We start from the raw sequence: 26,613 nt of genomic DNA, 5'->3' as shown, positions 1-26,613 counted from the left end.
TTCTCACCTCTTATGCGAATCATTCTTACCTTCAGCCTATGCTATCCAATCATTTTCCACTGTGACATTTCTCACACTCCGGTTGTATTTTTGACAAATTGACAAATTTCAGACAAAAAAAAGAGCCTGCCTCATCGGCAAACTCTTCGCTTAATCGATTTTACATAAATAGATCGGACAGTTTTCACAATTTGTTTCTATCTTTAAATGATCAATATCGTGCAGTAGTATTTTTCCTTCATTCACAGTCAATAAGCCACGCTTTTTCAAATCATTCAGCATCCGATTGACCACTTCTCTCGTCATTCCGCAAAAGTTTGCGAGATCCTGATTTGTCAGCACCATATCAATCAAAATTCCCTTTTCAGTTTGGACCCCGTAGCTGTTGGAAAGCCGGATCAAGGTTGAATACAAGGCCCCTTTTTTCCCATGCAGCAACAAATCCCTGAATTTCGTCTGCGTTTTCTGCTGATCGATGCCCATCCATTTCATAAAAGCCACCGACAAGCGACCGTTTGACACCAGCGACTCTTCTAAATCCTTGATCGAAATATGGACAAAGATCGTATCTTCGATGGCGCGTGCATCCAGCATGTACTTAGGCGCTTCGGAAAAAATGGTTACTTCCCCAACCAACTGGCCGGGACCACAAATCTTTAACGTCAGCTCCCTGCCGTTTGGCGTTACTTTTTCGATCCGAATCTTCCCCGAACGAATGATGAAAACACCGCCAATAGCATCACCTTCGCGGAATAAATAATGATCTTTTTTTAATTCCTTGACTTGATGGCGTATGGTGAGCAATTCTTCCATTACTGTTAATGCTTCTGCACTTCCTATATCAGCCTTCAAATCGGTCCCACCCTTCCCTGTGCTTTCCGAACTATTTCTTTCTTCTATTTTACCACGAAAGCTCTGCAATAATATGTAAATTTCACCATACTGACACCAGTTTCCAAAAGATTGTGTAAATATTAGAAGGAACTCCATAGCTCGGCAGCGAATTTCCTTACTATAACGACTGAGGAGGAATGCTGGATGACTTTAAAATACTCAAATATTTTAGTAGCAGTAGACGGCTCCAAAGAATCTGAATTGGCATTTAAAAAAGCAGCTGCTGCTGCTGCTCGCAACCACGCCACCTTGCACTTGGCACACATAATTGATAATCGGTCCTTTGGTTCCATTGAAGCCTATGATCGTACCATTGCTGACCGCACAAAAAAGACATCCACAGAGCTGTTGACCAAGTATAAAGAAGAAGCCTTGGCAGCCGGCGTAGAAAATGTAAATATCATCATTGAATATGGTGTTCCCAAAATTGCCATTCCAAAAGAATTGGCTCCTAAACTAAATGTTGACGTTATCGTGTGCGGGGCGACTGGATTGAATGCTGCTGAACGATTTATTATGGGCAGTGTTTCCGAGCGAATTGTTCGCACTGCTAAATGCGATGTACTGGTTGTACGAAGAGAACAAGCCGACGTATTAGCAGACGACTAATTGAAAAAGCCCATTCTCATAAATATTGGGAATGGGCTCTTCAAGCTGTCGGGAAACTTCTAACAAGTCCGTGGGTTTCCGAAGCTTACCGTTCGCTTTCCGCGGGCTCGCGTCCAAGCCACTTAGTAAAGACTCACTTTTTGAATGCAGCGGAAGGCAGCGACTCCTACGGGAACAGCGGCGGAGCAGAGCGACACGAGCTGGAGCCACTGGACTGAGCAGAGCGAGGGAAGCGGCAGAAGCCGTGCCCGTGGAACGCGTCCGACTGAAGCGAAATGAATTTGTGATGCCTTTTCAACAAGCTGAAGAGCTCATCCCATAAATATTGGGAATGGGCTTTTTTTTTGATCTTTTTTTGTCAGATACTGGTACAGTTTTCTTCCACGACTTATACAGTTATCTGACTCTTTGTCATGTTCGCAGTCAAATTGATAAGAAACTGTAATAATAAATAGGTTTATACGGTGGTACAATAATTCTGCTGGATTTTTCCTATTGCGATAAAACCACTAGGAAAAATCGTTACTATTGATCTAACTTTTCAAGACAACCTATAGATAGCCACGGAAAATGAAAGGGGCAAAAGAGTTTGAAACCATTATCAAAATTTCTAATGATTGCTTTATCAGCTGTACTGGCTTTAACAATGTTTTTGCCTAGCGCAAACGCTGACAAATTAAGCGATTTAGAGAAACAAAAACAAGAAGTTCAACAAAAGCAAAACGAATTAAACTCCGGGATTCAGCAAAAAACAAGCGAAATCTCTCAAAACCAAACCACACTCGAAAAAATCATCGCAAAAATCCGCGAGTTGGATAACCAAATCATCGAAACCCAAACTAAAATTGACGTTGCTCAAGCCGAAATCGACCAAACAAAAGTTGAAATCGATGAGTTGAAAAAGTCTATTGAAGAATTGGAAAGAAAAATCGCAGAACGCGAAGAACTGTTGAAAGAACGAGCACGTGCGATTCAGTTAAGCGGAGGCTCAGTTGACTACATAGATGTACTTCTTGGAGCAAACAGCTTCGTTGATTTCATTGACCGCTTTTCAGCAGTCAACATCTTAATCGAAGCAGACCGTGAAATTATGCGCGAGCAAGCAGCTGACAAAAAGCTTTTAGCTGAACAAAAAGCTGAAGTTGAAACGAAACTGGCTGAACAAGAAGCCAAAAAAGCAGAATTAGTCGATTTGAAAAATTCACTTGATGCACAAAAAAATGAACAAGCTCAACTCGAAAGTGACTTAAAAGCTGAACAATCGCGTTTAGCGAAAGAAAAATCAACACTTGAATCAGAACATAACAAAACAATGAACATCAGTGCAGACCTTGAGAAAAAAATTGGCGAAGAGCAAGCACGTCTTGCAGAAATCGCACGTAAAGCAGAAGAAGCACGTCTAGCCAGAGAAGCAGCAGCACGTAAGGCAGAAGCTGAGCGTCAAGCGGCAGCCTCTGCAGCAGCAGCGGCCGCTTCAAAAGCTTCACAAGCTTCAGCACCAGCTGCTCCTGTCACACAAGTTACACAAGCTTCAGTAGCTTCCAATGTCGGCAGTTCAACATTCATCTTGCCTTCAACGGGACGGTTCACTTCTGGTTTTGGCGGCCGTGACATTGGTGACGGAGCAGAATCGCATCTTGGAATGGACATTGCAAACTCGCCTGGAACACCAATTGTCGCTGCAGCCAGCGGGATGGTTTCACACGCAGGCAGCATGGGCGGATATGGAAATGTGGTCATCCTTACACATTCTATTAACGGCCAAACACATGCGACTGTTTACGCACATATGAATTCGATCAACGTATCAGTTGGCCAATCTGTATCACAGGGTCAACAAGTCGGCGGAATGGGCAACACAGGCCGTTCAACCGGCACGCATCTTCACTTTGAAATTCACGTAGGGCCTTGGAACGGTGCACGTTCAAACGCCGTTAACCCTTCTCCATACGTACGATAATAGCAAAAACCGGTTTCTCTTAGGAGAAGCCGGTTTTTTTTCGCTTTGGCGAGGTTTGACTGCTATCAGCTAAAAAATGCTGCAAAACAAAAAAAGAAAATGGATAAAGCGATTACATTTTAAAAAGCGGTTTACCAGAACCTGTAAGTGGTAGTTAGAAAAGGACGCACAAATAAAAAGTTCAACCATATTCCAAAGTGGATAATCACTACTATTAGAGGAGGAAAACAAATGGGTAGACTACAAGACAAAATTACTGTTATTACAGGTGGAGCAACTGGAATCGGGAAAGCTACTGCTGAACTATTTGCAGCAGAAGGCGCAATTGTACTGGTTGCGGATATTAAGCAGAAAGAGCTAAACGCAACAATCGACCAAATAAAGAAAAACGGTGGAAATGCAAAAGGCTTTCAAGTAAATGTTGGGAAAGAAGAGGAAGTCCAAGCATTCGCCAACCAAGTAAAAGAAGAATACGGAGCGATCTACGCTTTATTTAACAATGCCGGAATCGATCAAGAAGGCGGAAAAGTACACGAATACCCCGTTGACTTGTTTGACGAAATTATCGAAACCGATTTGCGCGGTACGTTTCTCATGAGCAAGTATTTTGTTCCCCTCATGCTAGAAAGTGGTGGAGCCATTGTCAATAACGCTTCCATGTCTGGAAGTTTTGCTGACTTAAACCGCTCGGGTTACAATGCGGCAAAAGGCGGCATCATCAATTTCACCAAATCTCTTGCAATTGAGTACGGAAGATCTGGAATCCGCGCCAACTCGGTTTCTCCGGGTACTATTGAAACACCGCTGATCGACCATTTAGCCGGATCAAAAGAAGAAGAAAGCGGCAAACAGTTCAGAGAAACAAACAAGTGGCTGGCACCTCTAGGACGCCTTGGAGCTCCTAAAGAAATTGCGACTACTGTCTTGTTTCTGGTTTCTACCGACAGCTCCTACCTGACAGGACAAGATATCGTAGTAGATGGCGGCATTACCGCTTATACATGGCCGGGCAAGATGGTCATGGACGACAGCTGGAAAGAAACAACCGAAGATTAATAGAAGCAGCTGAGTCCGAACAGGACATGCAGAATACAACACAAAAAGGGAAAGAAGATGTGCTAAGATTAGCATCTTCTTTCCCTTTTTAATTTTTGTAATTTCTCTTAAGCATACTGTTCAAATCCAATAGGTCCTGCTTAGATTGTACTGACGTCAATAACAAATCGGTATTTCACATCTGAAGCTAATACGCGATCGTAAGCTTCGTCAATTTGATCCGCTGAAATGACTTCGATGCTCGGAACAATGTTGTGTTCTGAACAGAAGTCCAACATTTCCTGAGTTTCACGAATTCCCCCGATCATTGAACCCGCAAACGAACGGCGGTGGCCAATGAGAGAAAATACATTTACGGATAACGGCTCTGCAGGCGCACCCACATTTACGAGAGATCCATTCAATGACAGCAATGAGAAGTACGAGTCCATGTCGAGCTTGGCGCTGACCGTATTAATGATCAAATCAAAAGTGCCGGCAAGTTTTTCGAATGTTTCAGAATCGCTGGTCGCATAGTGGTCTTTTGCACCGAATTTCAAGCTGTCGTCTTTCTTGTTCAAGGTTTGTGACAAGACGGTAACTTCAGCGCCCATAGCATGTGCAATTTTAACAGCCATGTGCCCAAGACCGCCCATGCCCACAACTGCTACTTTTTTGCCTGGACCCGCATTCCAATGGTTCAGCGGTGAAAATGTCGTAATACCCGCACAAAGCAATGGCGCCGCGGCATCCAGTCCGATATTATCTGGAATTCGAACCACAAAGCCTTCTGTTACGACGATGTGAGTGGAATAACCGCCTTGAGTTGGTTCGCCGTATTTGTCGATGCCGGCATAGGTCGGAACATTCCCTTTCAGGCAATACTGTTCTTCGCCTTTTTCACAATTCTCGCACTCGCCGCAGGAATCAACCATACAGCCTACGCCTACACGATCTCCAACTTTGTATTTAGTAACCTCTGATCCAACTTCTGTAACAATTCCTGCAATTTCATGGCCAGGCACTAGAGGATAATTTACAGGTCCCCATTCACCGTGTGCAGTGTGAATGTCTGAATGGCAGATCCCTGAATATTTGATTTCAATCAGGACGTCTTGCGTATCCAGGTCGCGTCGCTTAATTTCCGTTTTTTCGAAAGGTGTATCCGGACCGTTGACCGCTCGTGATTTAACTGTAATCATTAAAAAACCTCCTGTATATTTTTAGAGAATCTGCACGCATTGACTATTAGCAAAAACATTCCTTACTTCCCTGCTAGTGTCCTATACAATACCTATTCTCCTTCCTATCTAATTTTAAGGGCTATAGTTAACTCTAGGTCAAGTCGGAAGTCCAGATACCTACTTTTTATATAAGCACGCTTTGACATTCAACAAATCAAATGATAAAGTTTTTAAATCCTAGAGTTGACTCGAGGTATAGCTTATAAAAAAGGAGATACATTATGAAGACTTTTTCCATCAGTGAAGTTGCAAAAGAATTGGATTTGACTGTATATACTTTGCGCTATTACGATAAAGAAGGACTTATGCCCTTTGTAGAACGGACACCAAGCGGAACACGCTTGTTTAAAGAAACTGATATCAGCGCATTAAAAATCGTGGAATGCTTGAAAGCAAGCGGCATGCCCATTAAAGAAATTAAAAACTTCATCGATTGGTGTTCTGACGGGGATTCCACTTTGCAGCAACGATATGACATGTTCATGGAACGAAAAGCCACGGTAGAAGCGCAAATGGAAGAACTAAAAAAAACGATGGAAATTATTGAACACAAATGTTCTTATTACAAAGTCGCCTTAGAAGCTGGTACGGAAGATGTTCATAAGACTAACAAAATCGGAAGTTTTGACTGATGCAGAGCTAAATCCCCTCTTTTTCCGCTTATATCTATCTTATTAAGCAACAATGGAAAGTAAAAAAGGAAGGCTTTTTCTTGCAGAATTAAGTCGCCACAACTAATTCGAAGAAATAGGCCTTCCTTTTAAGAATTCGAAATAAAAGAAGAGCTGTTTTTTATGAATCCATCAAACGTTTTTTATACAAGACAAACGAGATAACGGTCAAGACGATTGTCCATATGGAAATAATGACAAGCGGCATAAGAATATCGTTGTTGGTTCCTCCGGTTTCCAATGTGATAAGCAGGTCGCTCAATTGGCTGCTCGGCAAATAGCGCAGCACTTGCAAAAACGGAAAATCGTCTTCGAATGCCAAAGCAAATGGCCCGGCCGTGAAAATGATCAAGACTGGAAATACCGACAGGGATGCTTCAAGCAAGGTTTTCGAATACAACCCGCAAATGGTTCCGATTGCTGTGTAAAGCAAGATGGAAATGCCCAGCGCCGCTGCCAATACGAGCATATTCGTGGACTCAAAACCGAACAGATACGTCGAAAACGCAAGAATCACTGCGGAAATGATAAAGACGAGTGCGCTTTTCCCAATCAGGACATCGAGCATCGATGCTGGAGTCATCATCAGTGAACGCAGCGTATTGCGCTCTTTTTCCTCGGCTATCAAGCAGGCTTGAATATAGCTGGTCAGCATGGCCAGCGAAAAGTTCATAATGAATGCATACATGAAAGCTTGTTCGCCGCTATCTGTCCGGTAAAGCAGAGCAAAGATGATTGGAAACAGCAACATAACCGAAATCGCATAGTTTCTGGAAAACTCTTTATAATCTTTGATGAAAATGGCTTGGATGCGTTTTAATGATACGTTCATACCAATTCACTCCCCGTCAGTTTAATAAAAATGTCGCCCAAACTTAGCTCATTTGTGTACATGCGGTCAATTTGCCCCAAGCTCATCCAACTCGCCACCGCAGCAGCAGAATCTTCGTTCATCTTCAAACGCTCGGTCTTGCCCGACGTCAATTCCACCGTCAACGTGCCATCCCGGTGTGCTTTTTTCAGCTCATCGGGCGAACCAATTGCGCGGATTTCCCCTTTGTGTAAAATGGCTACGCGTTCACACAGTGATTCTGCTTCAGTCATGTCATGTGTGGTCAGAAAAATCGTTGTGCCCCGTTCGTTCAAGTAGCGCAAGCCTTTATGGATGTGCGCTGTATTTACCGGATCGAGCGCGGAAGTTGGCTCATCCAAAAACAGCAATTCCGGCTCATGGATAATCGCACATGCCAATGTGACGCGCTGGCGCATGCCTTTTGACAGCACGCTGACTCTCTTTTTGCGGTCTGCATTCAAATTGACAAAGTCGAGCACTTTATCAATGGCACTTTTTGGCAAATCATACAGGCGGCGGAATACATCGAGATTTTCTTCAATGGTTAAACGCTCGTACAAACCGCTGTTGTCGGTCAAAATTCCGAAGCGTCTTTTCTGCTCCGTTTTCTGCATCGTCTTGGCGGGCATGTCCATCACCGATGCCTGGCCGCTTGTCATTTCCAATTGCGCAGTCAAAATTTTAAGCAAGGTTGTTTTTCCCGAACCACTAGGCCCCAGAAAACCGAAAATTTCACCTTTGGGAACATCAAATGAGACATCTTTTAATGCCGGGTTGCTGGCAAATGACTTTTGGATATTTTGTACGGATATTGCATTCATATGGCGCCACTCCTTTTCTTTGATGGTGTAATCATATAAAGAAAAGGGACTCTGTGCTTTCACATTCCGCTGATCTGTACCATTTTCCAACCGAATTGTACCTATTAAGCATCTATAGACGATTATTTCCCGGGAAATTAAATGTTCAACAGTTCTTTTAATTCGACTAATTTGCTGCGCGACAACGGCACGACCGAATCTTTTCCAGTCGTTAAACGCAGGCTATAGCTATTTTTTGTCCAAGTAATTAATTCCCGGACTTTTTGCAGATTGACGATGTACGAACGGTGACAGCGGAAAAAGCCGTAGTGCTGCAGCCGCTGCTCGAGTTCTGCCAATGTCATCGCACAAGTATAGGTCTCCCCTGCGACATGGACTATAGCCGAGCTGTTGATGCTCTCAATATAATCGATTTCGGGCGGATTGAACAAAATGACTTTGTCGTTCTTCTTGGTCGGGATTTTCTGAACCTTGAAATTCGCTTCCTCTACCTCGCTTTGGATTTGTCCATCTTCTTCCACATCTGCGATATCCAATAATTGCAACCCAGCATCATCCAAACGATACACTTCGTCGCAGCTGATAAGCGCATCTTCCAGATTGGAAGTCAAAACGATAATTTCTTTTTCTGCCGACAGCTCTTCCAGCAAGCGCGCAAACATTAGCTGATCTTGTTCTTCCAGTTGAAAATAAGGCTCTTCGAGGACGATTGTTTTTTGCTGTGCGTAGTAAACCCGCAACAGGGATAAGTAGATTTTTTTTGATGAGGGCAAATGGGCAATCTTTGTTTTTTGCAGCTCTGTCAACTGGAACAAGCTGAGCATTGCCTCAACCGATTTTTCATGGCCGCTGACCGATTTCAAAAAACGCAGCAGTTCTTGTACCGTGAGGCGCGAGTACTCCCCCTGCTCCGCTAGGGACAGGTAAGTATCCTCCCGCTCTACCAATTGGGAGAGAAGGATTTTTTTGCGCCGGACATTTGTTTGAATGCCGATGATCTTATGTTTTTGCAGCTTGAGTTCAACAGAAGGGATTATCTTTTGGCCATTTACCATCACTGCTTGAATATTCATACGTGCCTCCTATACTCAAAAAGATAAGAATCCTGGCATTAATTGTAACCCTTAACAGTCAGAAAGAAACAGCTTGATTTGCTTGAACCAGTAATTTTTGTACCATTTCAGATAAAGTAGGTTTTTTACACCACTCAGCGCAATCCATTACTCTTTTGCTGATGCGCCTTTATAGTGGGCCGCCCACTGTTAGGAGGCTCTGTTTAAATGAGTACAATTAAAGATCAAAGATTGCCAGACATATGCCTGGCAACCTTTAGCCTCTCACGGGTCAGCGATACTTGCACAACAAATGCTGTACCACTTGTGATTAATGTACTTATCAATCAGTTTAAAATCCAAATACTTTTACAAAATAACTTCACGACTGCAACATGCATAAATTCAAGGTTATTCTTCCACAACAACTTGTCCGTTCTTATCCACTAAAGGGGTAATTCCACTGCCTGCACCTACCCATGTTTGAATATAATTCACCCCAGTATGACGGTCGACTAAAATTATTATTCTGCCTAAGCTAGGTACATTCTCTGACGATTTTATATAAAAGCGTTGATTTTCCAATTCTTTATTACCAAACATGCTTCTACCCCCTTAAATTTTTGATTAGTATACATACGAATAAACTATTCTCAAGTTTCATCTTTCTTTAAGCATGCCGGTGCGTCTGCAAGCAGTAAAAAATATGTTGTTAATTGTCCCCTCTATTTCCTTGTCGGATTAAGATTCATCAAAAAAATCGCCGCTTTCCGCCCGATAGCATGAAAAAACACGGCACCTTTTGAGATGCCGTATTTTCCCTTCTCTCTATTCTTTTCCTCCGTAAAGCTGCTGAAGTTCTTCTTCTTTCATCGTAAACCGATGTTCTTCCGCTGGAAAAGCCCCTGTTTTCACTTCATTTACATATTGAATCAAACCATCCTTCATGATATCTCCTGCTTCGGCGTAGGACCGGACAAACTTCGGCAAGTGATGCGATCCGTACTTTAAGGTATCGTGATAGACCAAAACCTGTCCATCTGTTTCACTGCCTGCACCGATGCCAATCACCGGAATGTTTAGAACCGCTGTCACTTTTTGCGCCAACTGATACGGGATGCATTCCAGTACAAGCATGCAGGCCCCTGCTGCTTCACAGGCGCGCGCGTCGTCGATCAGTTTTTGTGCAGCATGCGCTGTTTTGCCTTGGACTTTGTAACCGCCGAGAACACCTGCTGATTGCGGAAGCAGCCCTAAGTGAGCAACAACCGGGATTCCGGTGCGCGTCAGCATTTTTATGACATCTACTACTTCGTCAGCACCTTCGACTTTCACTGCCTCGGCTCCCGTTTCCTGTACAATCCGCACTGCATTGTCGAGTGTCCGTTCTGCGCTTCCATGAAACGAAGCAAATGGCATATCCACTACCAAAAAAGTACCTGGGGCTCCGCGTCGGGCTGCTTTGCCGTGATGGATCATGTCATCGACCGTCACTTTTACGGTAGAATCGTATCCCAAAACGACCATTCCGAGCGAATCGCCTACTAGAATCACATCCACACCGGCCTGCTCCGCAAGCTTCGCTGATGGGTAATCATAAGCAGTCAACATGGCAATTTTTTCGTTTTCTTTTTTCATTTTGATAAGAGATGCTGTATTCTTCATTTTTTTCTCTCCTTTTGGGAGGAAAACCGAAATAAAGCCCATCGGTTCCAAATTTGGACAGACGGGCGGTAAGTTTATTAATGGTTTCTCCGTCCCTGTCGATGTAAGATCAAGGCAGAACTATTTAGTTTTAGAATTTTTTACACAGGTGCAGTTCAATAATGATACCGCCCTTAATGCCACTATAGCAGAAGAAGTGTGCTTTTTCTTTTAAATAGCATGCTGAAAATTTTGCATCCCTACATTTTTGAAAGTTTGCTGGATGCACTAATGGACTCGACCATTCAGAGAACTCTGCCACTCATCTTCAAGAATTCCATAAAGTAATGAGTCGCGCCATCCATTGTTTATGCGCAAATTTTGCCGGAGCTGTCCTTCTTTTTTCATTCCCACTTTTTCAAGAACTTTTTGTGACCCTATATTTTGAGGATCACAACGCGCCTCTATTCGATGAAGCCCCTGCTCTTTAAAGCCGAACTCCATAAGCAATGCAGCTAAATCTGAAGCAATTCCTTGCCCCCAATAATCGGGATGAAGAATATAACCAATCTCACCAGACTGGTTAATGCTGTCTACTGCGGATAACTCCCCCGCTCCAATGACTGTTGCAGTATCTTTCCAGACCACCCCAAAAGTGAAGTGGGTGCGCGGTTGTTGAAGCTGTTCTTGAAGCACATCCGTTATGTATTGCCGGGTTTCTTTTGGTGAGTTCGGTCCCCAAGGCTGATACTGGGAAACAATTTCCTGAGAGGCATAGGCATGGACTGCTTCACAATCCTCCTGAACAAATTCGCGCAAAAAAAACCGAGCTGTTTCAAGCATTTGGTTTCTTCCTTCCTCTTCACTTATTTCATTCCATAGCATTTCTTACCTGATGCTGAATCATAACAACCTTCGCATCCATATCCACTGAATCGTAGCTTGAGTCAATGCATTCATTCCAGTATTCCATATGCCTTTTATCCACTTCATGGCTGGAGCTTTCTAGTTCGGCTCCACCTTCTCCCTGTACCGAATACCAGTACAGATATGTTATGCCGCCGACCTCTTCTTTAAAAATTGTTTCGACAAACATTTTTTCATCGTTGAGCGTCAGTAAAACTTTCTCCATGTGCTCATTTAGAAAATCCATCCATTGTTCTACCGCTTCATTTTTTTCCTCTTTCACTTTGAATCTCGAAAGTTCTGCAGTCAGCTTCATTTACTCTACATCCTTTGCTGTTTTATAAAATACCCCAAAGTGGCTCTGTCATTCAATTGCTTAAGGACGCCTGTTGCCCGGTAGCCTAATTTTTCGTAAAACCGGCAATTCCTTTCTTCCTCCAAAATGGTCGCAAGTTCCCATGTATCAGCTTCTGAATAGAGCTGTTCTGCCTGCATCATTGCTTCCGCAGCTGCACCATGCCCTTGAAAACGCGGATCGACAAATAACGGACTGACCCAAAACCGGTTGCCTTCGTCTTGCTTAATGCGTATCGCACCCACCATTATTTCTTGCGCCATAATTTTGTAATAGAACGAGCCTGGACTTTCTATTCTGCCGCGTACTCGCTCCACTGTTTCATTTGCCGGATTGGTAGTGCTGTCCTGGTATTTCTCCAACAACGGCAAAAAGGCAGATTTTTGCATAGCCAAAATAGCGGCTGCATCAGAAACTGCAGCTTTTTCCAATTTAATTTTCATCCTAGCACCTCATTTTTCCGAAAACATTCTGTCCATCGTGCATATAAACCAAGGCAAATATACTTGAATGCTTCGCTCTTATTGAAAAGCTTTTATCATCATTGAAAAAACAGCCAGCATCGTCATCCTACTCTATCTCTCAAGTTCCCCTAAATACTCCGTTGCCAACTCTTCTTCTCCACCACTAGTCACACAATACGCTTTAGCAGTCGGCCTTGAACTGACGATGCGTTTGATGTCCTCTTCGATATAATGAACAGCCGCGCCGTCGTCTGCTGCAATGCCTGCCTGCAATGTACCCAAGTCCACAAACTGACGATACGTCGGTCTTCTTTCTGCTTCTCCATCGTAATGCGGACAATGGCTGCCCTTTAGGAATCCAAGCGCTTGGAGCGGTTCGAGTTTATCACCATATGAGTCCGTAACGCCTTCCTCGTACCAGCAAATTGAGCCAGCGCTAAGTCCTGCAAGGATAATTCCCTGCTCCCATGCTTTTCTCAGAATGCCATCCAATCCCCATTCTTTCCATAGCACCAACAGGTTTTTAGTATTGCCGCCGCCCACGTAAATAATATCCTGCTCCAGCACGAATCGTTCCAAATCCCGCGTCGGCGGTTTGAATAAGGACAAATGGCTCGGTACACATTCCTGCTGGTTAAAAAAGCTGTAGAACCTTTCAATATAACTATCGGCATCTCCGCTTGCTGTGGGAATAAAGCAGATTTTTGGCAGCGATTTGTTTGCCTGCGCTAGTATGTATTGGTCCAATAACGGATTGTCGGGTTCCATTGAAAATCCGCCACCGCCCATTGCAATGATTTGGCGCATATTTTTCACTCTCCATAATTTCGTATTTCTATTTATTCTTCAAATTGGAAGGTTTATCCTTCTATGCTATAGTAATAAAAACAAATTTAGCCATCGGAGGATTGTTATGCTTGTACAAGAAGTTGCCGTAGAAAAAATTACAGCCAGTTTAATTCAGAGCCCCCATGTCCGTGCTATTTTTTTGAAAGGCTCGATGGGCAGAAATGAACATGACGAACATTCCGATATCGATCTGTATTGCCTGGTTGAAAAAGAACAGGAAGAATTGTTTCTCGCGGAGCGCATCACGCATCTTCAGACTTACCGGCCGGTGCTGTTTCAGGACGATATCTTCATCATTGCCCCGCAGCTTATCGCGGTCTTTGATAACTTGCTCCATATAGACCTGTTTACAGTAACTGTGGAATCCTTCACGCCAAAAGATTTTTTCAAGGTTGTTTACGATCCAGAAAACTTGCTGGCACAATTTGAAGCTTCCCAAAGCCTGATACTCAGCAAAGAAGAATATAAAGACCATGTTATTGATGTGGCTTGGTTTTTATTCCAGTATCGTAAAGCGAGTGCCAGAGGAAACGATGTCTGGGCAGTGAAGATGCTGTCGCATGTTCTGGAGCATTTGGCACGGATCTTGCTGTACCGGTATGCACCGGAACGGGCGCAATTGGGCCTGAAAACCATAAGCCGTTCGCTTCCAGAGCCCGTCTTCTCAGAAATTGAGAGCATCTCTGGCCTTATGACGCCGGCAGCTCATCCACAAGCCGCTTCGCAAATCCGCCAATTGTTAACTAGAGAAGCCCATTGGATAGAGGAACATGTTGCCGATCGCGAGCAAACGATGCCATTGATGCAAAAAATGATGCAAACATAAGAAAGACAAGCAAAAATCGCCTAATTTTGGCGCTTCTTGCTTGTCTTTTACCTTTTGGGTTCGAGTATCAATACCATATACCCGATGTCTTTTTGAAAGTTCCAGTCGGAAAATACCTCAACAATGTTTCTTGTTAAAATCTGTTTCAGCAAAGATTGAGCAATAAACTTTGATTCCAATGGCCGCTTTGCAAGTTTGAGCGCACCTGTAAAATTGCTTGCGATCATCGCCCTCTCAATTTCTACTAAAACTCCCGTTCTCCGTATCAACACAGTCTCTTCAGCCATCCAAAAAACAGCTGTTGTCTCAGGTTCTTTTTTAGCCATCTTGCTGATCTTAGCCACTTCCTGGTAAAAAGCGTTTTTATCTACACCTTCTGGCCATTCACTAATTTGCTCATTGGCTTCTTCAGTTAAGACCAGAATCAGCAAGCCGGTTCTATTTTCTACATTCCAGTCTGCGTAAACTTCTTTGATATCTAAGTCAGTCGTTTTTAACAAATCGAGCTTTATTTCGTCCTTCAGTTCGTGCATCAGCAAGTCTCTTATTTCCTGGATCCGGGACAATTCATTCTGATCCATTAGCACCTTTTCAGTTGAAGCAAGAAATTCATGTAAATGAATGGTGACGAACGGTTTATGAACTTCCGCAATGACAGAAGCTGGCCCTTTTCCAAAATGAGTGCACAAGAGGTTTGAGATATACCCCTCCACTTGCGCTTCTATGGTTTCTTCCTTGTTCATGGCTGCTTCTCCTTTAAGTGATGCAAAGTTTATTGCTGATGCTATTCCCCTAAATAGAAACACGTAATCCTCCAAGAATTTAATCGTGCTAATATTACCAGGAGATAAACAGGTCTGCAGGCAAAACACCCATAAACTTTTGTTTAGCAAAAGAAATTACACCCTTATTGCAACACAAAGAAGCTCAATAGAAGGACTGCAGCAACAGCAGCTTCCGTCAGCTGAGTGATCCAAATATTTTCATTTTTGGCATGTTTCCATTCCATAAAAGCACGGCTGATGGAATTAATAAAGAAATAAAAAAAGAGATAATAGACCCAATTGATCGTTCCCATCAACTGATTTCCAAAAGCCACAGCCCCAACAAGAAAACCAATCATCAAGAATGCTTCCATTAACGCATGGTTCCGGTTTAAAGGCCAGTACAATAGTTCTTTGCGCTTTGAAATTTCCCAGCGCTTTCTGACGTACTGTCCCACAACAAGGTTTGCACCAATGTAAAACAAACAAAGCAAGAGCGCCTTAGCTATCAAGCTTTTCCCGCCTCCTTTTCACTAGTCATTGGAGTCTTTTCCCAGCCATTCTGTTCTCAAGATGGAAAAAACAAAAGCATCGTGGGATTGGTTTTGCTGGTGCAAATAGACGCGCAACCGCCCTTCTTTTGTAAAGCCCAGTTTTTCCAACAGTCGGTTTGACGACGTGTTTTCCAGGAACGTCACAGCACCTATTCTATACAGATCGAGTTCTGTGAAAGCATGCTTTAGCACACCATGGATGGCTTCTTGCATCAATTGGCGGCGCCAATAATCCGGATGCAATTCATAGCCGATTTCTGCTTTTTTCGCTTTCAGATTTAGATTGTTCAAGCCAATGGTTCCGATAAAACAATCGGTTTCTTTAAGCCGAATCGCCCATCGCATCCCCCGATTTGCATGAAAAACCGCATCAAATGAGCGGATGATTTCAACCGCCTCTTCTTGATACACCAAAGCGTCCATTCCATAATAGGCCGTTACTTCGGTTCGCGACATGATATCAAAAAATGCTGCTGCGTCCTTTTCTTCAACATTCTCTAGGCGCAGCCTTGCGGTTTCAAAAACGGGAAATTCCATCTGTATCCTCCTTTTCAATCGCGTACACGTACACCTTTTTTCCAGCCAAGTCAATTTCTTTTTCCATGGCCATCCCGATATACTGCGCTACTTTTTGTGAAGCTCTATTCTCCTGTTGAATCAGCGAAATGAGCCGGCTTCGCCCTAGTTGATGCAAGCCATAGTCGCGCAAAGTCACTGCCGCTTCTTTGGCGTATCCCTGTCCCCAAAATTCTTTGGCAACCCAGTAGCCAACCTCTAATTCCGCAATCCCTTCTATGGTTTGAACCACCAAACCTGCATGGCCAATCCGCCGGCCATCCGATTTTCGGACAAGCAACAAGAGTCCGTGGTGTGGATGCTGCTGATAAGAGCGATAGATCCAGTATAGGAACTCCAAAGCTTCACTTCGATTTCGCGTTTGTCCTTTGCCAATATAGCGAATCATTTCAGGATCAGACAGCAGTGACCATAAAAAATGAAAATCCTCATCCTTATAAGGTCGAAATTCAAGCCTGTCAGATTGAAGGTACATGCTACCGCCCCTTTCAATGTGTTGGAAGATCACGCGGATTGATAATGGCCAGCATTTGATGGTCCTGCCATTGGCCGTTGATCTGGACATTTTGAATGGCGAGTCCTTCTTTGTGGAAACCCGCTTTTTCCAAGACCCGAATAGATGCATCATTTCCTGGCATCACACCGGCTTCAATGCGATGCAAAGCAAGCTTTCGAAAAGCGTAGGAGATAATCAACTGGATAGCTTCTGTTGCATAACCTTTATTGTTATGCTTTTTGTCTAAGGCGTACCCCAGCACAGCGCTTTGCAGAGGGCCTCTCATCACTTGAACCAAGCTAATCGTCCCGACTAATAGACCGGTCTCATTTTCAAAAATCCCAAAGCTGTAGCCCTGATCATTTTCTTTTTGCTCCGCGTAAATTTCAATCAATTCCCGCTGAATCAGCAACGTATAAAAATCCGGATAGCGTGTCGTAGAGTAAGCTTCAAAAAAATCACGATTTTCCACTTCTAACTGTAACTTTTCCACGGCATCTGCCGGACGAAAAAACCTGATATTTATTCGCTCGCCTTTCATTTCAACATCACCCCTTTGCATTAAAACGTTCCACGTGAAACAGCCCCTATTCTCCCAAAGTTTTGCGAAATCCAAAAAAAGGCCGGTAGCCCTGTGCTTCGTAAAAACTTCGGGAGCTGCCGCTTGCCAACAATTCCATTCGGGTTTTCGGATACTGACTATGCACAAATTGCATCAGTTTCTTTCCAATTCCTAATTTCCGGTGAGTTGGACTGACCAGCAGTTCACAAACGTAAAGGGAAACGAATCCGTCGGTCAACCCCCGCAAACAACCAATTACCTTTCTGTCGAGTTCTGCGACCACAGCCACAGAAGAATTGGCCCAAGCTTGTTTTGTATCCTGCTCTTTCTCCACCAAGTTGCTCCACTGTTCCTGTTTATTTAAACGGTGGATAGTTGAAAAATCTGTTTTTTGATATGGGCGTATTATCAACGCTTCTTGTATTTTCATTGATGATTCTCCTTCATGCTTTCTTTTAGCAATCCGATAATTTCTTGATTTTGCTCGATCTGCTTTTTGAATTAAGCCGAATCAGCCTAACCCATCTCAGCAATGAAAATCGGTATTAAAACAGCGAATGCTGCAATGATATTTCCTATCCTTTTCTCCTCCTTTGTGTTAAATACCGAACGCATACGCCAGAAAGTCTGGAAATAAACTCAATCCAAAAGTAATGACAATAATGATCGTCGTTAAGGATTCCATTAACGTATACAAATAATCGTTTTCATTTTCAGCGTATTTTTTTTCAAAACTTGCACGAATGCATAGTTGGACAATTCCAATAGCAGCGGAAATCAGCAGCAAATAAAGAGTCGAATTTCCGTATTCATGAATCAGCAGCGGTACAGAAAATGCAACAAGGGCAGACATCCCGCCTAATATTCTGTCCCATTTTTTCTGGCCTTCGTATTCTTCACTTTTTGCAAAAAACGGCTTTCTTTCCACGCCAAAAATTCTGCGCAATAGCGTGTTCACTAAAAAACTACTGGCTCCGACCCCCAGTATAAAAAGGATGACCCGCCAGCCCACTCCATCAAAAATCATCTGCAGAACCACCTCCGCCCGCTACCGCTCTGCCGGCTACTCTTCCAGAGAACAGGCAACCGCCAAGAAAGGTTCCTTCCAGCGAACGATAGCCGTGGACACCCCCGCCACCAAACCCGGACACTTCTCCAGCCGCGTAAAGGCCTGGAACTGGCTGCCTCTTGTCGTCGAGCACTCTCGCAGATAAATCTGTCTGCAAGCCGCCTAAGGTTTTTCGGCTGACGATGTTCAAGCGAACGGCGATGAGCGGTCCTTTTTTCCGGTCCAGCATTTTATGCGGCTTCGCTACCCGAATCAGCCGGTCGCCCCGGTAATTCCGTGCGCCGCGCATCGCAGTAATCTGCAAATCTTTTGAAAAAGGATTGTTGAGCTGCCGGTCACGCGCTTCTATCTGCTCCTTAATCTTTGAAAAATCCACTAGATTTTCGCCAGTCAGTTTGTTCATTCCAGCTACCAAGCTCTCCAATGTATCGGCGACAACAAAGTCCTCTCCCTTATCCATAAACGCCTGCACGGGTGCCGTTGCCCCAGGACGGATGCGGGACAATACTTGCGGAATGCTTTTACCAGTCAAATCTGGATTTTGCTCGGAACCTGACAACGCGAATTCCTTCTCGATGATATTCTGTGTCAAGATGAACCAGGAATAGCTGTAGCCGGTCTTCTGTATGGTTTCCAATGTTCCGAGTGTATCGAAGCCTGGAAAATTGGGTGCTGGAAAACGTTCACCTGTGGCATCGAACCACATCGAAGAGGGCCCCGGCAAAATCCGGATGCCGTGCTTGCTCCAAACTGGCCTCCAGTTTTTGATGCCTTCGGTGTAATGCCACATCCGGTCGCGGTTGACGATTCGGCCACCTGCTTTTTCCGTAATGGCGAGCATTCTGCCGTCGACATGCGCAGGCACTCCAGATAACATTGTTTCCGGTGCCTTCCCCATGCGGCTCGGCCAATTTTTCCGAATCAGTTCATGATTGCCTCCGATTCCGCCACTCGTCACGACGACCGCCTTTGCTTCACACCGGAAGTTGGCGACTGTTTGCCGCGAACTGGCTTCTCCCCGTTTAGCATCACTCGGTTCCAGCAGTGAACCAGAAACACCTGTCACCACTCCTCCTGCAGTCAGCAACTCATCCACTTGATGCCTTGGCCGATAATCCACGAGCCCATTCTTCATATGGTCACGCACGCGCCGCTCGAAAGGCGCAACGATGCCAGGTCCAGTTCCCCAAACAATGTGGAAGCGCGGCACCGAATTGCCGTGCCCTTCCGCCAAATAACCGCCGCGTTCTGCCCAGCCAACGACCGGAAAAAACTTGACGCCCATTCCTGCGAGCCAGCTCCGCTTTTCATTCGCCGCAAACTCGACATAGGCTTCTGCCCATTTTCGTCCCCAATAATCTTCGTCCTCTTCCCGGTCGAAACCAGCTGCCCCAAGCCAATCCTGCCATGCTAATTCTTTCGAGTCGTTAATGCCCATACGCCGCTGCTCGGGCGAATCGACCAGAAACAAACCGCCGAACGACCACCACGCCTGTCCGCCAAAAGAGGCTTCCGGTTCCTGATCGAGCAGCAACACCTTCTTGCCTGCGTCAGCAATTTCCGCTGCCGCCACCAGCCCCGCAAGACCTGCCCCTACAACAATTGCATCGAATTCCATCCGTACATCCCCCTTGATGTTGAATGATTTAAGTACCGCTTTCCCCCCGCTATAACGTTCAGTAAAACTTTCGCTTCTGCAAGCGTGAGATCCAAATTGAAGTTTCTCTTTATCGTATCATGGAGGATTGGAAAATTATAGATATTTTCATCAATTTTCTGATTGTTTGATTTATTCTTAGAAAAATCCTGTTGAACGTGCATATTTTATTCTAAGCGTTCATATCTTTTACTGAACGTGCATATTTCATGCTGAACGTGCATAAATTTTTTTAAGCGTGCATAAGCTTAGCCAGAAGTATCCTATAGATTTTATGAAAGTTTAGAAAGAAAATATTTCCAAGAAATTCCCGCAAAAAAAACACCCGAAACCAGCGTTCTGGTCCCGGGTGTCGCACATCACTCCAAATGCTTTCGTTGGAAATTTGAAATGCTTTCGTATTCTTCTGTCAGCAAGCGTGATAAGCGGATATAAATCGGCAGCAATTCACGATAGACGCCGGCCGCTGCTTCGTCGGGCTCATGCGTATGCGTCTGCCCAATCATTTCGGAGACGATGCTGAAATCCTCGATTTCCCCTGTGGCGTACATGCCAAGAACGACAGCGCCAAGGCACGAACTTTCAAAACTCTCTGGAACGATCACTGGTTTGCCGAAAACATCAGCCAATAGCTGTCGCCACATTTCCGAACGGGCAAAGCCGCCTGAAGCCTGAATGCGAACAGGTTCGCCGGCCAGTTCTTCGACGGCCAGCAGCACCGTATACAAGTTATAAACGATGCCTTCCAGCACGGAACGGATCATGTGCTGCTTTTTGTGGTGGATGCTGAGTCCAAAAAACGACCCCCGGGCATTGGCATCCCACAATGGTGCGCGTTCTCCTGTCAAATAAGGATGGAACAGCAGCCCGTCTGAACCCGGGTTAACCGTCTCAGCGGTTTTCGTCAGTACGTCATACGAATCAATGCCCAGGCGCTTCGCAGTTTCCACTTCAGATGACGCAAACTCATCCCGCAGCCAGCGCAGGACAATACCGCCATTGTTGACGGGTCCACCGATAACCCAGTGATTTTCAGTCAACGCATAGCAGAATGTCCGGCCTTTTGGATCTGTTTTTGGCTCTGCCGTAACCGTGCGAATGGCCCCACTTGTACCAATTGTCACTGCAAGAACGCCGGGTTCAATCGCGTCAGCTCCCAGATTTGCCAATACGCCGTCGCTTGCGCCGATGATAAATGGAACGTCTTCAGGAATGCCCATAAACAGAGCGTGTTCCGGAAGGATTCCTGTCAGCTTGAATGTAGTTGGAATCGGACGCGATAATTGCTCAGCCGCAACACCTGCTACAGCCAATGCTTCTTTGTCCCAATCCAAATCCTGCAAATTGAAAAGTCCTGTCGCCGAAGCGATAGAATGGTCGACCACATATTCTCCGAATAATTCATGAAAAACATATTCCTTAATGCCAATATACTTCGCTGCTTGCCTGCAGACTTCCGGCTTTTCATCTTTCAGCCAAACCAGTTTTGCCAAAGGTGACATGGCATGGATCGGCGTGCCTGTACGCAAATAAATCTCATGGCCATTCAGCTGTTCTTTTATGTACTTGGCGTGTTTCGAACTTCTGGTATCGGCCCAAGTGATGCTTTGCGTCAGCAGGCTTCCTTCAGCATCCACTGCAATCAGGCTGTGCATGGCTGAACTGAATGATACAAGTTTCAGCTGCTGCGGATCGATCCCGCTTTTACGGATTGTTTTTCGGATAGAAGTTAGCACGGCACGGAAAATCTCTTCAGGATCCTGCTCGGCGATAAGCGGGCTCGGCGTCTCCAATGCGTAAAAAACGGTATCGGCTTCAATTACTTTTCCAAATTTATTGAATAAAACTGCTTTTGTCGAAGTGGTACCAATGTCCACTCCTAAATAATACGACTGCTCAGGCATAGGAGCCCTCCTCTATATACAAGAAAAAGAAAAAGGAAACTGCCCTTTTTCTTTTCAAGTTTGATTTAGATAAAAAAGCTTATGATCAAGACTACCACGAAACCGGTGAGGCCGATAATGGTTTCCATGACCGTCCAGGATTTCAAAGTATCTTTGACATCCATTCCAAAATAACGGTTAACCAGCCAGAAACCTGAGTCGTTGACGTGGGAAAGAACAGTCGCACCTGATGCAATGGAAATAACGATCAAGCCCAAAGCAGGTCCAGTCATGCCAATCATTTCTAGAAGCGGCGTAATGAGTCCTGCTGCTGTAACCATGGCAACGGTTGCAGAACCTTGCGCAACACGTACCGCAGTGGCAATCAAGAACGCCAGAACGATTGGCGGCAAAGCCGAGTCGCCCATCATATCACCAAGTACGTCGCCGACACCAGAGTCGATCAAGACTTGTTTGAAGACACCACCTGCTCCTGTTACCAGAATGATAATCCCGGCAGGTTCAAGCGCTTTGGTCGCAATATCTTGTACTTCCTGGCGCGAATAGCCGCGCTTTGTGCCCAGCAAGTAGAACGTCAGTAATGTTGCAATGGTCAATGCCACAAATGGGTGACCAAGGAATGTTAAAATTTCACGCAGCATATTGCCTTCTTCCAGCAATACGCCTGACAAAGTATTCAATAGAATCAAAACAAGTGGAATCAAGATCAACGATGTGATCATTCCAAAGCTCGGCAGATCCTTGTCGTATTCCTTTTGTTCAAGTTCCATGTAATCCGGGATTTCAATATGAATCCGCTTACCAATAAAACGACCGAACACGGGTCCTGCTAAAATCATGGCTGGAATCCCTGCGATTACCCCGAATAGAATAACCCATCCAAGCTCTGCTCCGACCAATTCAGCAACTGCGATTGGTCCCGGAGTCGGTGGGATAAAACTATGCGTAACGGCAAGCCCAGCTAGTAACGGAATTCCGTAATGCAAGAGCGACTTGCCTGTTTTTCTTGCCAAGCCGTACACAATCGGTACTAAAATAATGAAGCCAACATCAAAAAATACAGGAATGGCAACAATAAATCCGGTAACACCCAAAGCCCATTGTGCTTTGTCTTCTCCAAATTTGCTGATCATCGTAGCGGCTAAACGTTCTGCACCACCCGATACTTCCAGCATTTTACCAAACATGGCGCCAAGGCCAACGACAACAGCGACAAAGCCGAGTGTGCCTCCCATACCGTTTTGAATGGATGTAATAACTTCGTTAAGCGGCATGCCAGCAGCAATACCAACTAATAAACTGACAAGCAATAATGCTACAAATGCATGCAATTTAGTGCGAATAACTAAGAATAATAATAAGAATATGCCTGCAAGCGCGACCATAATTAACGTTGAACCTGACAATTTTTTTCCCCCTCAATGTGCAACTTCAGCTCATTCTACTGAAGTTGAAATTAGCCATTATGCTCTGCTTTGAGCTTAGCTGGCGCCCATCCCTCGGAACGCCAGCGAATTTCTGCACTTTCTATATAGGTGACCCTCTAACAATCTCTCTTATTTCTTCTCTACTGCATGCCCGCCAAATTCATTGCGCTGTGCGGCCACAACTTTTCCTGCGAAAGTATCGTCTTCCAATGAGCGGTAGCGCATCATTAACGATAACGTAATAACCGGAGCCGGTACATTCAAATCAAGCGCCGTTTCCACGGTCCATTTTCCTTCGCCTGAAGAATTCATGACGCCTTTGATGCCGTCGAGTTTAGCATCTTTTGAAAATGCATTTTTCGTCATTTCCATCAAATAAGAACTAATGATCGATCCATTGTTCCAAACGCCAGCCACTTTTTCAAAGTTATAATCAAATGGGCTTTTGTTCAAAATATCAAAGCCTTCTGCGATTGACTGCATCATGCCGTATTCGATTCCGTTATGGATCATTTTTAAGAAATGTCCACTTCCTGCTTCTCCTGTATACAAATAGCCATCTTCTACAGAGATATCTTTTAATAATGGTTCAATGGTTTTGAACTTCTCTGCATCGCCGCCGATCATCGAACAAATTCCGTGGCGTGCCCCTTCTGTTCCGCCGCTTGTTCCGCAATCAAAAAAGTAGATACCCTGTTCTTTTAAGGTTGCTGCACGGCGTACCGTATCCTTGTAGTTCGAGTTTCCGCCATCAATAATGGAATCTCCTTTTTCAAGCAATGGCGCCAATTGAGTGATAACCGATTCTGTAATTTCACCCGCTGGCACCATCAACCAAAATGTACGAGGTGCTTTAAGTTCCTTAACCATTTCTTCGATAGAAGAAACTTGACTGAAACCGCTTTCCTCGATTGTCGCATGGCTATCATATCCAACTACTGTATGATTGTGATCGGCCAAGTTAAGCGCCAAGTTCAATCCCATTTTCCCTAAACCAATGATTCCAATTTCCATTGTAAAATCCTCCTCAAGAATAAAAGAATATTTTTCCTTAATAAACTCATTTTATCAAATATTTTTCCACACGCAACATGTTATTCTATAATAGATGAAAATACTTTTATAGAAACGAGGCGCGGTTCATGAAAGAACAGCAATTTGCGCTGGCTGCCATACGCGGTAGTTACCGCCATTTCAGTGAAAAAGAAAAAAAAATTGCCGATTATGTATTAAACGATCCAAAGAATATTATTCATTTGACCATCAATCAAATCGCCGATGAACTGGGATTGGCCGAGTCGACGGTTTTCCGTTTTTGCCAACGAATCGGGTTTAAAGGATTTCAAGCCTTTAAAATTTCGCTTGCCGCAGAAGTAGTGGCGCCATTAAAAGACATTCACGAAAAAATTGAAGAAGGCGACAGCATCAGCGCAGTCACAGAAAAAGTATTCCGGTCCAATATCAAGACATTGGAAGATACGCTTCAGATTGTGGATGCGGAAGCAATGGCGCAAGCCACAGAAAAACTGATGACGGCCCGAAAAATTGACTTCTATGGCAACGGCGGTTCCGCTATGGTGGCCATGGACGGCTACCACAAATTTGTCCGTCTCGGACTGCAAGTTTCCATGAACCTCGACTCTCATATGCAGTTGATGGCCGCGTCCCAACTTCGATCAGACGATGTGGCGATTGTCATTTCCCATTCTGGTACGACCACTGATGTTCTTGACGTCCTGCGGGTTTTAAAGGAAAAAGGCGTCACCATCATCTCCGTCACCAACTTTGCCAAGTCCCCTTTATCAAAAGACGCGGACATTGCACTGTACACAGTTTCTGAAGAAACCGATTTTCGTTCTGAAGCCTTGTCATCTCGAATCGGCCAATTAAGTTTGATCGATGCGCTTTACACCAATTTGATGATCGCCCGTGGCAATGAAGGCAAAAAAGCCCTTCAGGATATGCGTGAAGCGATGTCGCATAAACGCTTATAGCATAAAAGGCCGTTCCTGTTTTAAAGGACCCGCCTTTTATCATTTTGATAGCTTACTCCGTTCAAGTCCTGCTGGTGAATTAGCTGCGGGATCGAGATATTTACTCCTGTTGTTCAACAATGTAAAAACTACTAGAATGCTCATCAGCAACATCCACACTGATCCGCTAACGATTACTGGCCGTATGGAAAAAAGTTCTGCTGCTGCTCCTACTAACAAGGTTAGCAGGATGACGGCTAAAGCTTCTGCCAAGCCATAAATACTGAGGACTCTGCCCATCACCGCAACCGGAATATGGTCCTGTACATAGGTCTGGAATCCGGCGTTGGCGAAAGCTAAGGAAAACGCCAAAATTAGGAATCCGGCAGCCGCTCCTTCAAAGCCGATAGATACCGAATAGAACAAATACCCGACAGCGGTGAATACCGCACCACTTGCTATCAAAAATGCCACAGAAAGTTGATTGGCCCATATCGAAACGATGATTGAACCGGCAATGATTCCAAGTCCAGCGGTGCTGACCAATAATCCATAGCGTTGGTCGGACAGACCCAAAACGGTTATGGAAAAAGCGGCTTCCAGTGAATCCAAGGCCGCTGCAAGCACAAGGATGCTGCTGAAAACAAAGTACACTCTCATAACGTCAAGGTTTTGAAAACTGAAATCTTTCACAATATGCCAGTCACTCCGCAATAAGCGAAGCGAAAAAGTACCCACACCAGAGGTTTCTTTCCCTAGATTTGGCAGCATCATCGTCAACAAGGCTGAAATGAGCAGTGCACCTGCATTTATATAAAGTGCTAAGCTTGGCGGCCCGAATAACAGCAGCAAACCAGCTGCGGCAGGCCCCACCAAAAATGCGCCTGAATCAACAAGACTTCTAAAAGCATTAAATCTCTTCCGCTGCGTTGAGTCCAGCAGCATCGTAATGTAGACCATAGAAGCGGGTTGAAAAATAGAGCTTCCGATCCCAACCGCAAAAACGATCGCATAAATCACAGGCAGCGAAGTGACAAAAGGCAAGAAACCGATCAACAATGCCCGAAAAATATCCAAAGTAATCAGAATCGACCTTTTGTTCATCCGGTCGATTAAAGTTCCTCCCCATACATTTGTCAGGACAGATGCTGCTGGCTGCATTAAGTAGAGAACCGATACCGCCAACACGGAACCTCCCGTCACTTCCAAAACCAGGACATTCATTGCGATCAGATACACCCACGCTCCGATATTCGCTATTCCAATGGCCATCAACATAATGAATGGCGCTTTCCAATAAGCCATCTTCTATTCCCCCACTCCACCTTTTTTGAAAAACAAAAAATCCCACCTCCAAGACCATTGTCTTGGAGGCGAGATTCGGTTTCGCGGTGCCACTCCAGTTGTTTCGACATGTCGCCACATCGAACTCATCAAGTACGGCAGAA

General features: G+C 44.6%; 29 protein-coding genes and 1 other annotated feature (1 of these 30 cut by a window edge). Of the genes, 6 read left to right on the top strand and 23 right to left on the bottom strand.

What is annotated here, in order from left to right; all coding sequences use genetic code 11:
* Positions 1 to 150: 150 nt before the first annotated feature.
* Positions 151 to 813: a Crp/Fnr family transcriptional regulator gene (locus AC4EG4_RS09155; RefSeq protein ID WP_490977903.1), complete on the bottom strand. Its 663-nt coding sequence runs from the start codon at positions 811 to 813 to the stop codon at positions 151 to 153.
* A 225-nt stretch (positions 814 to 1,038) separates the two neighbouring features.
* On the opposite strand from AC4EG4_RS09155, the gene AC4EG4_RS09150 reads away from it, so the two are divergent.
* From AC4EG4_RS09150 to AC4EG4_RS09140, 3 genes are all read left to right on the top strand, one after another.
* Positions 1,039 to 1,503: a universal stress protein gene (locus tag AC4EG4_RS09150; protein ID WP_490976898.1), complete on the top strand. Its 465-nt coding sequence runs from the start codon at positions 1,039 to 1,041 to the stop codon at positions 1,501 to 1,503.
* Positions 1,504 to 2,092: 589 nt separating this feature from the next.
* Positions 2,093 to 3,463, top strand: a complete 1,371-nt coding sequence (locus AC4EG4_RS09145; RefSeq protein WP_490976896.1) for a murein hydrolase activator EnvC family protein — start codon at positions 2,093 to 2,095, stop codon at positions 3,461 to 3,463.
* A gap of 231 nt (positions 3,464 to 3,694) precedes the next feature.
* Positions 3,695 to 4,519, top strand: coding sequence for an SDR family oxidoreductase (locus tag AC4EG4_RS09140; RefSeq protein WP_490987601.1), 825 nt, complete (start codon positions 3,695 to 3,697; stop codon positions 4,517 to 4,519).
* Between the two features lie 140 nt (positions 4,520 to 4,659).
* Here the strand turns inward: AC4EG4_RS09140 and AC4EG4_RS09135 are convergent, their stop codons facing one another.
* Positions 4,660 to 5,700 (bottom strand): NAD(P)-dependent alcohol dehydrogenase, encoded by a 1,041-nt coding sequence (locus AC4EG4_RS09135; RefSeq protein ID WP_490976894.1) that lies wholly within the window; start codon positions 5,698 to 5,700, stop codon positions 4,660 to 4,662.
* A gap of 263 nt (positions 5,701 to 5,963) precedes the next feature.
* Between AC4EG4_RS09135 and AC4EG4_RS09130 the strand changes: the two genes are divergently transcribed.
* Positions 5,964 to 6,374 carry a MerR family transcriptional regulator gene (locus AC4EG4_RS09130; RefSeq protein WP_490987600.1) on the top strand — a complete coding sequence of 137 codons (411 nt, stop codon included), beginning with the start codon at positions 5,964 to 5,966 and terminating at the stop codon, positions 6,372 to 6,374.
* Positions 6,375 to 6,534: 160 nt separating this feature from the next.
* On the opposite strand, the gene AC4EG4_RS09125 is transcribed toward AC4EG4_RS09130, so the two are convergent.
* From AC4EG4_RS09125 to AC4EG4_RS09085, 9 genes are all read right to left on the bottom strand, one after another.
* Positions 6,535 to 7,245, bottom strand: coding sequence for an ABC transporter permease (locus AC4EG4_RS09125; RefSeq protein ID WP_490976892.1), 711 nt, complete (start codon positions 7,243 to 7,245; stop codon positions 6,535 to 6,537).
* Complete coding sequence (locus AC4EG4_RS09120) at positions 7,242 to 8,087, bottom strand: ABC transporter ATP-binding protein (protein WP_490976891.1); 846 nt, start codon at positions 8,085 to 8,087, stop codon at positions 7,242 to 7,244. Before AC4EG4_RS09120 ends, AC4EG4_RS09125 begins: the two co-directional genes overlap by 4 nt.
* Before the next feature lie 137 nt (positions 8,088 to 8,224).
* On the bottom strand, positions 8,225 to 9,160 hold the full coding sequence (locus tag AC4EG4_RS09115) for a LytTR family DNA-binding domain-containing protein (RefSeq protein ID WP_490987599.1): 936 nt from the start codon (positions 9,158 to 9,160) through the stop codon (positions 8,225 to 8,227).
* Between the two features lie 390 nt (positions 9,161 to 9,550).
* Complete coding sequence (locus tag AC4EG4_RS09110; RefSeq protein WP_490987598.1) at positions 9,551 to 9,742, bottom strand: DUF6440 family protein; 192 nt, start codon at positions 9,740 to 9,742, stop codon at positions 9,551 to 9,553.
* Positions 9,743 to 9,967: 225 nt separating this feature from the next.
* Entirely contained in the window at positions 9,968 to 10,804 is an 837-nt protein-coding gene (gene panB / locus AC4EG4_RS09105) for a 3-methyl-2-oxobutanoate hydroxymethyltransferase (RefSeq protein WP_490987597.1), read from the bottom strand.
* Positions 10,805 to 11,071: 267 nt separating this feature from the next.
* Complete coding sequence (locus AC4EG4_RS09100; protein ID WP_490987596.1) at positions 11,072 to 11,626, bottom strand: GNAT family N-acetyltransferase; 555 nt, start codon at positions 11,624 to 11,626, stop codon at positions 11,072 to 11,074.
* A 28-nt stretch (positions 11,627 to 11,654) separates the two neighbouring features.
* On the bottom strand, positions 11,655 to 11,999 hold the full coding sequence (locus tag AC4EG4_RS09095) for a DUF6176 family protein (protein ID WP_490987798.1): 345 nt from the start codon (positions 11,997 to 11,999) through the stop codon (positions 11,655 to 11,657).
* Between the two features lie 11 nt (positions 12,000 to 12,010).
* The gene (locus tag AC4EG4_RS09090) at positions 12,011 to 12,487 is read right to left on the bottom strand and encodes a GNAT family N-acetyltransferase (protein ID WP_490987595.1); all 477 of its coding nucleotides are present in this window, start codon (positions 12,485 to 12,487) and stop codon (positions 12,011 to 12,013) included.
* Between the two features lie 132 nt (positions 12,488 to 12,619).
* Positions 12,620 to 13,315, bottom strand: a complete 696-nt coding sequence (locus AC4EG4_RS09085; protein WP_490987594.1) for a Type 1 glutamine amidotransferase-like domain-containing protein — start codon at positions 13,313 to 13,315, stop codon at positions 12,620 to 12,622.
* Between the two features lie 106 nt (positions 13,316 to 13,421).
* Between AC4EG4_RS09085 and AC4EG4_RS09080 the strand changes: the two genes are divergently transcribed.
* Entirely contained in the window at positions 13,422 to 14,183 is a 762-nt protein-coding gene (locus tag AC4EG4_RS09080; protein WP_490987593.1) for a nucleotidyltransferase domain-containing protein, read from the top strand.
* A gap of 47 nt (positions 14,184 to 14,230) precedes the next feature.
* Here the strand turns inward: AC4EG4_RS09080 and AC4EG4_RS09075 are convergent, their stop codons facing one another.
* The 11 genes from AC4EG4_RS09075 to gnd all read right to left on the bottom strand — a co-directional run bounded on the left by AC4EG4_RS09075 (position 14,231) and on the right by gnd (position 24,206).
* On the bottom strand, positions 14,231 to 14,926 hold the full coding sequence (locus AC4EG4_RS09075; RefSeq protein ID WP_490987592.1) for a Na-translocating system protein MpsC family protein: 696 nt from the start codon (positions 14,924 to 14,926) through the stop codon (positions 14,231 to 14,233).
* A 164-nt stretch (positions 14,927 to 15,090) separates the two neighbouring features.
* A complete protein-coding gene (locus tag AC4EG4_RS09070) occupies positions 15,091 to 15,459 on the bottom strand; it encodes a DUF4181 domain-containing protein (RefSeq protein ID WP_490976883.1) in 369 nt (122 codons plus the stop codon).
* A 21-nt stretch (positions 15,460 to 15,480) separates the two neighbouring features.
* Positions 15,481 to 16,038, bottom strand: a complete 558-nt coding sequence (locus tag AC4EG4_RS09065; RefSeq protein WP_490987591.1) for a GNAT family N-acetyltransferase — start codon at positions 16,036 to 16,038, stop codon at positions 15,481 to 15,483.
* Complete coding sequence (locus AC4EG4_RS09060) at positions 16,019 to 16,552, bottom strand: GNAT family N-acetyltransferase (protein ID WP_490987590.1); 534 nt, start codon at positions 16,550 to 16,552, stop codon at positions 16,019 to 16,021. The genes AC4EG4_RS09065 and AC4EG4_RS09060 overlap by 20 nt, the downstream gene beginning before the upstream one ends.
* Before the next feature lie 13 nt (positions 16,553 to 16,565).
* Positions 16,566 to 17,114: a GNAT family N-acetyltransferase gene (locus AC4EG4_RS09055; RefSeq protein WP_490987589.1), complete on the bottom strand. Its 549-nt coding sequence runs from the start codon at positions 17,112 to 17,114 to the stop codon at positions 16,566 to 16,568.
* Positions 17,115 to 17,160: 46 nt separating this feature from the next.
* Positions 17,161 to 17,565: a GNAT family N-acetyltransferase gene (locus AC4EG4_RS09050; protein ID WP_490987588.1), complete on the bottom strand. Its 405-nt coding sequence runs from the start codon at positions 17,563 to 17,565 to the stop codon at positions 17,161 to 17,163.
* A 168-nt stretch (positions 17,566 to 17,733) separates the two neighbouring features.
* The gene (locus AC4EG4_RS09045; RefSeq protein ID WP_490976878.1) at positions 17,734 to 18,162 is read right to left on the bottom strand and encodes a DUF4181 domain-containing protein; all 429 of its coding nucleotides are present in this window, start codon (positions 18,160 to 18,162) and stop codon (positions 17,734 to 17,736) included.
* Positions 18,152 to 19,822, bottom strand: a complete 1,671-nt coding sequence (locus tag AC4EG4_RS09040) for an FAD-binding dehydrogenase (protein ID WP_490987587.1) — start codon at positions 19,820 to 19,822, stop codon at positions 18,152 to 18,154. Before AC4EG4_RS09040 ends, AC4EG4_RS09045 begins: the two co-directional genes overlap by 11 nt.
* A gap of 398 nt (positions 19,823 to 20,220) precedes the next feature.
* Positions 20,221 to 21,765, bottom strand: coding sequence for a gluconokinase (gene gntK / locus AC4EG4_RS09035; RefSeq protein ID WP_490987586.1), 1,545 nt, complete (start codon positions 21,763 to 21,765; stop codon positions 20,221 to 20,223).
* A gap of 65 nt (positions 21,766 to 21,830) precedes the next feature.
* On the bottom strand, positions 21,831 to 23,171 hold the full coding sequence (locus tag AC4EG4_RS09030) for a GntT/GntP/DsdX family permease (RefSeq protein ID WP_490987585.1): 1,341 nt from the start codon (positions 23,169 to 23,171) through the stop codon (positions 21,831 to 21,833).
* Between the two features lie 150 nt (positions 23,172 to 23,321).
* Complete coding sequence (gene gnd / locus AC4EG4_RS09025) at positions 23,322 to 24,206, bottom strand: phosphogluconate dehydrogenase (NAD(+)-dependent, decarboxylating) (RefSeq protein ID WP_490976874.1); 885 nt, start codon at positions 24,204 to 24,206, stop codon at positions 23,322 to 23,324.
* Positions 24,207 to 24,334: 128 nt separating this feature from the next.
* Between gnd and AC4EG4_RS09020 the strand changes: the two genes are divergently transcribed.
* On the top strand, positions 24,335 to 25,186 hold the full coding sequence (locus AC4EG4_RS09020) for a MurR/RpiR family transcriptional regulator (protein WP_490976873.1): 852 nt from the start codon (positions 24,335 to 24,337) through the stop codon (positions 25,184 to 25,186).
* A 39-nt stretch (positions 25,187 to 25,225) separates the two neighbouring features.
* Here AC4EG4_RS09020 and AC4EG4_RS09015 read toward each other — a convergent pair whose 3' ends face one another.
* Entirely contained in the window at positions 25,226 to 26,470 is a 1,245-nt protein-coding gene (locus AC4EG4_RS09015; protein WP_490987584.1) for an MFS transporter, read from the bottom strand.
* 61 nt (positions 26,471 to 26,531) lie between these two features.
* Positions 26,532 to 26,613, bottom strand: a binding site (T-box leader) (it continues 172 nt past the right edge of the window).

The organism is Planococcus sp. TJ-201 (assembly GCF_058268495.1).
Note: the sequence above shows the minus strand (reverse complement) of the source record. Positions and strands in the feature narration are given on the sequence as shown.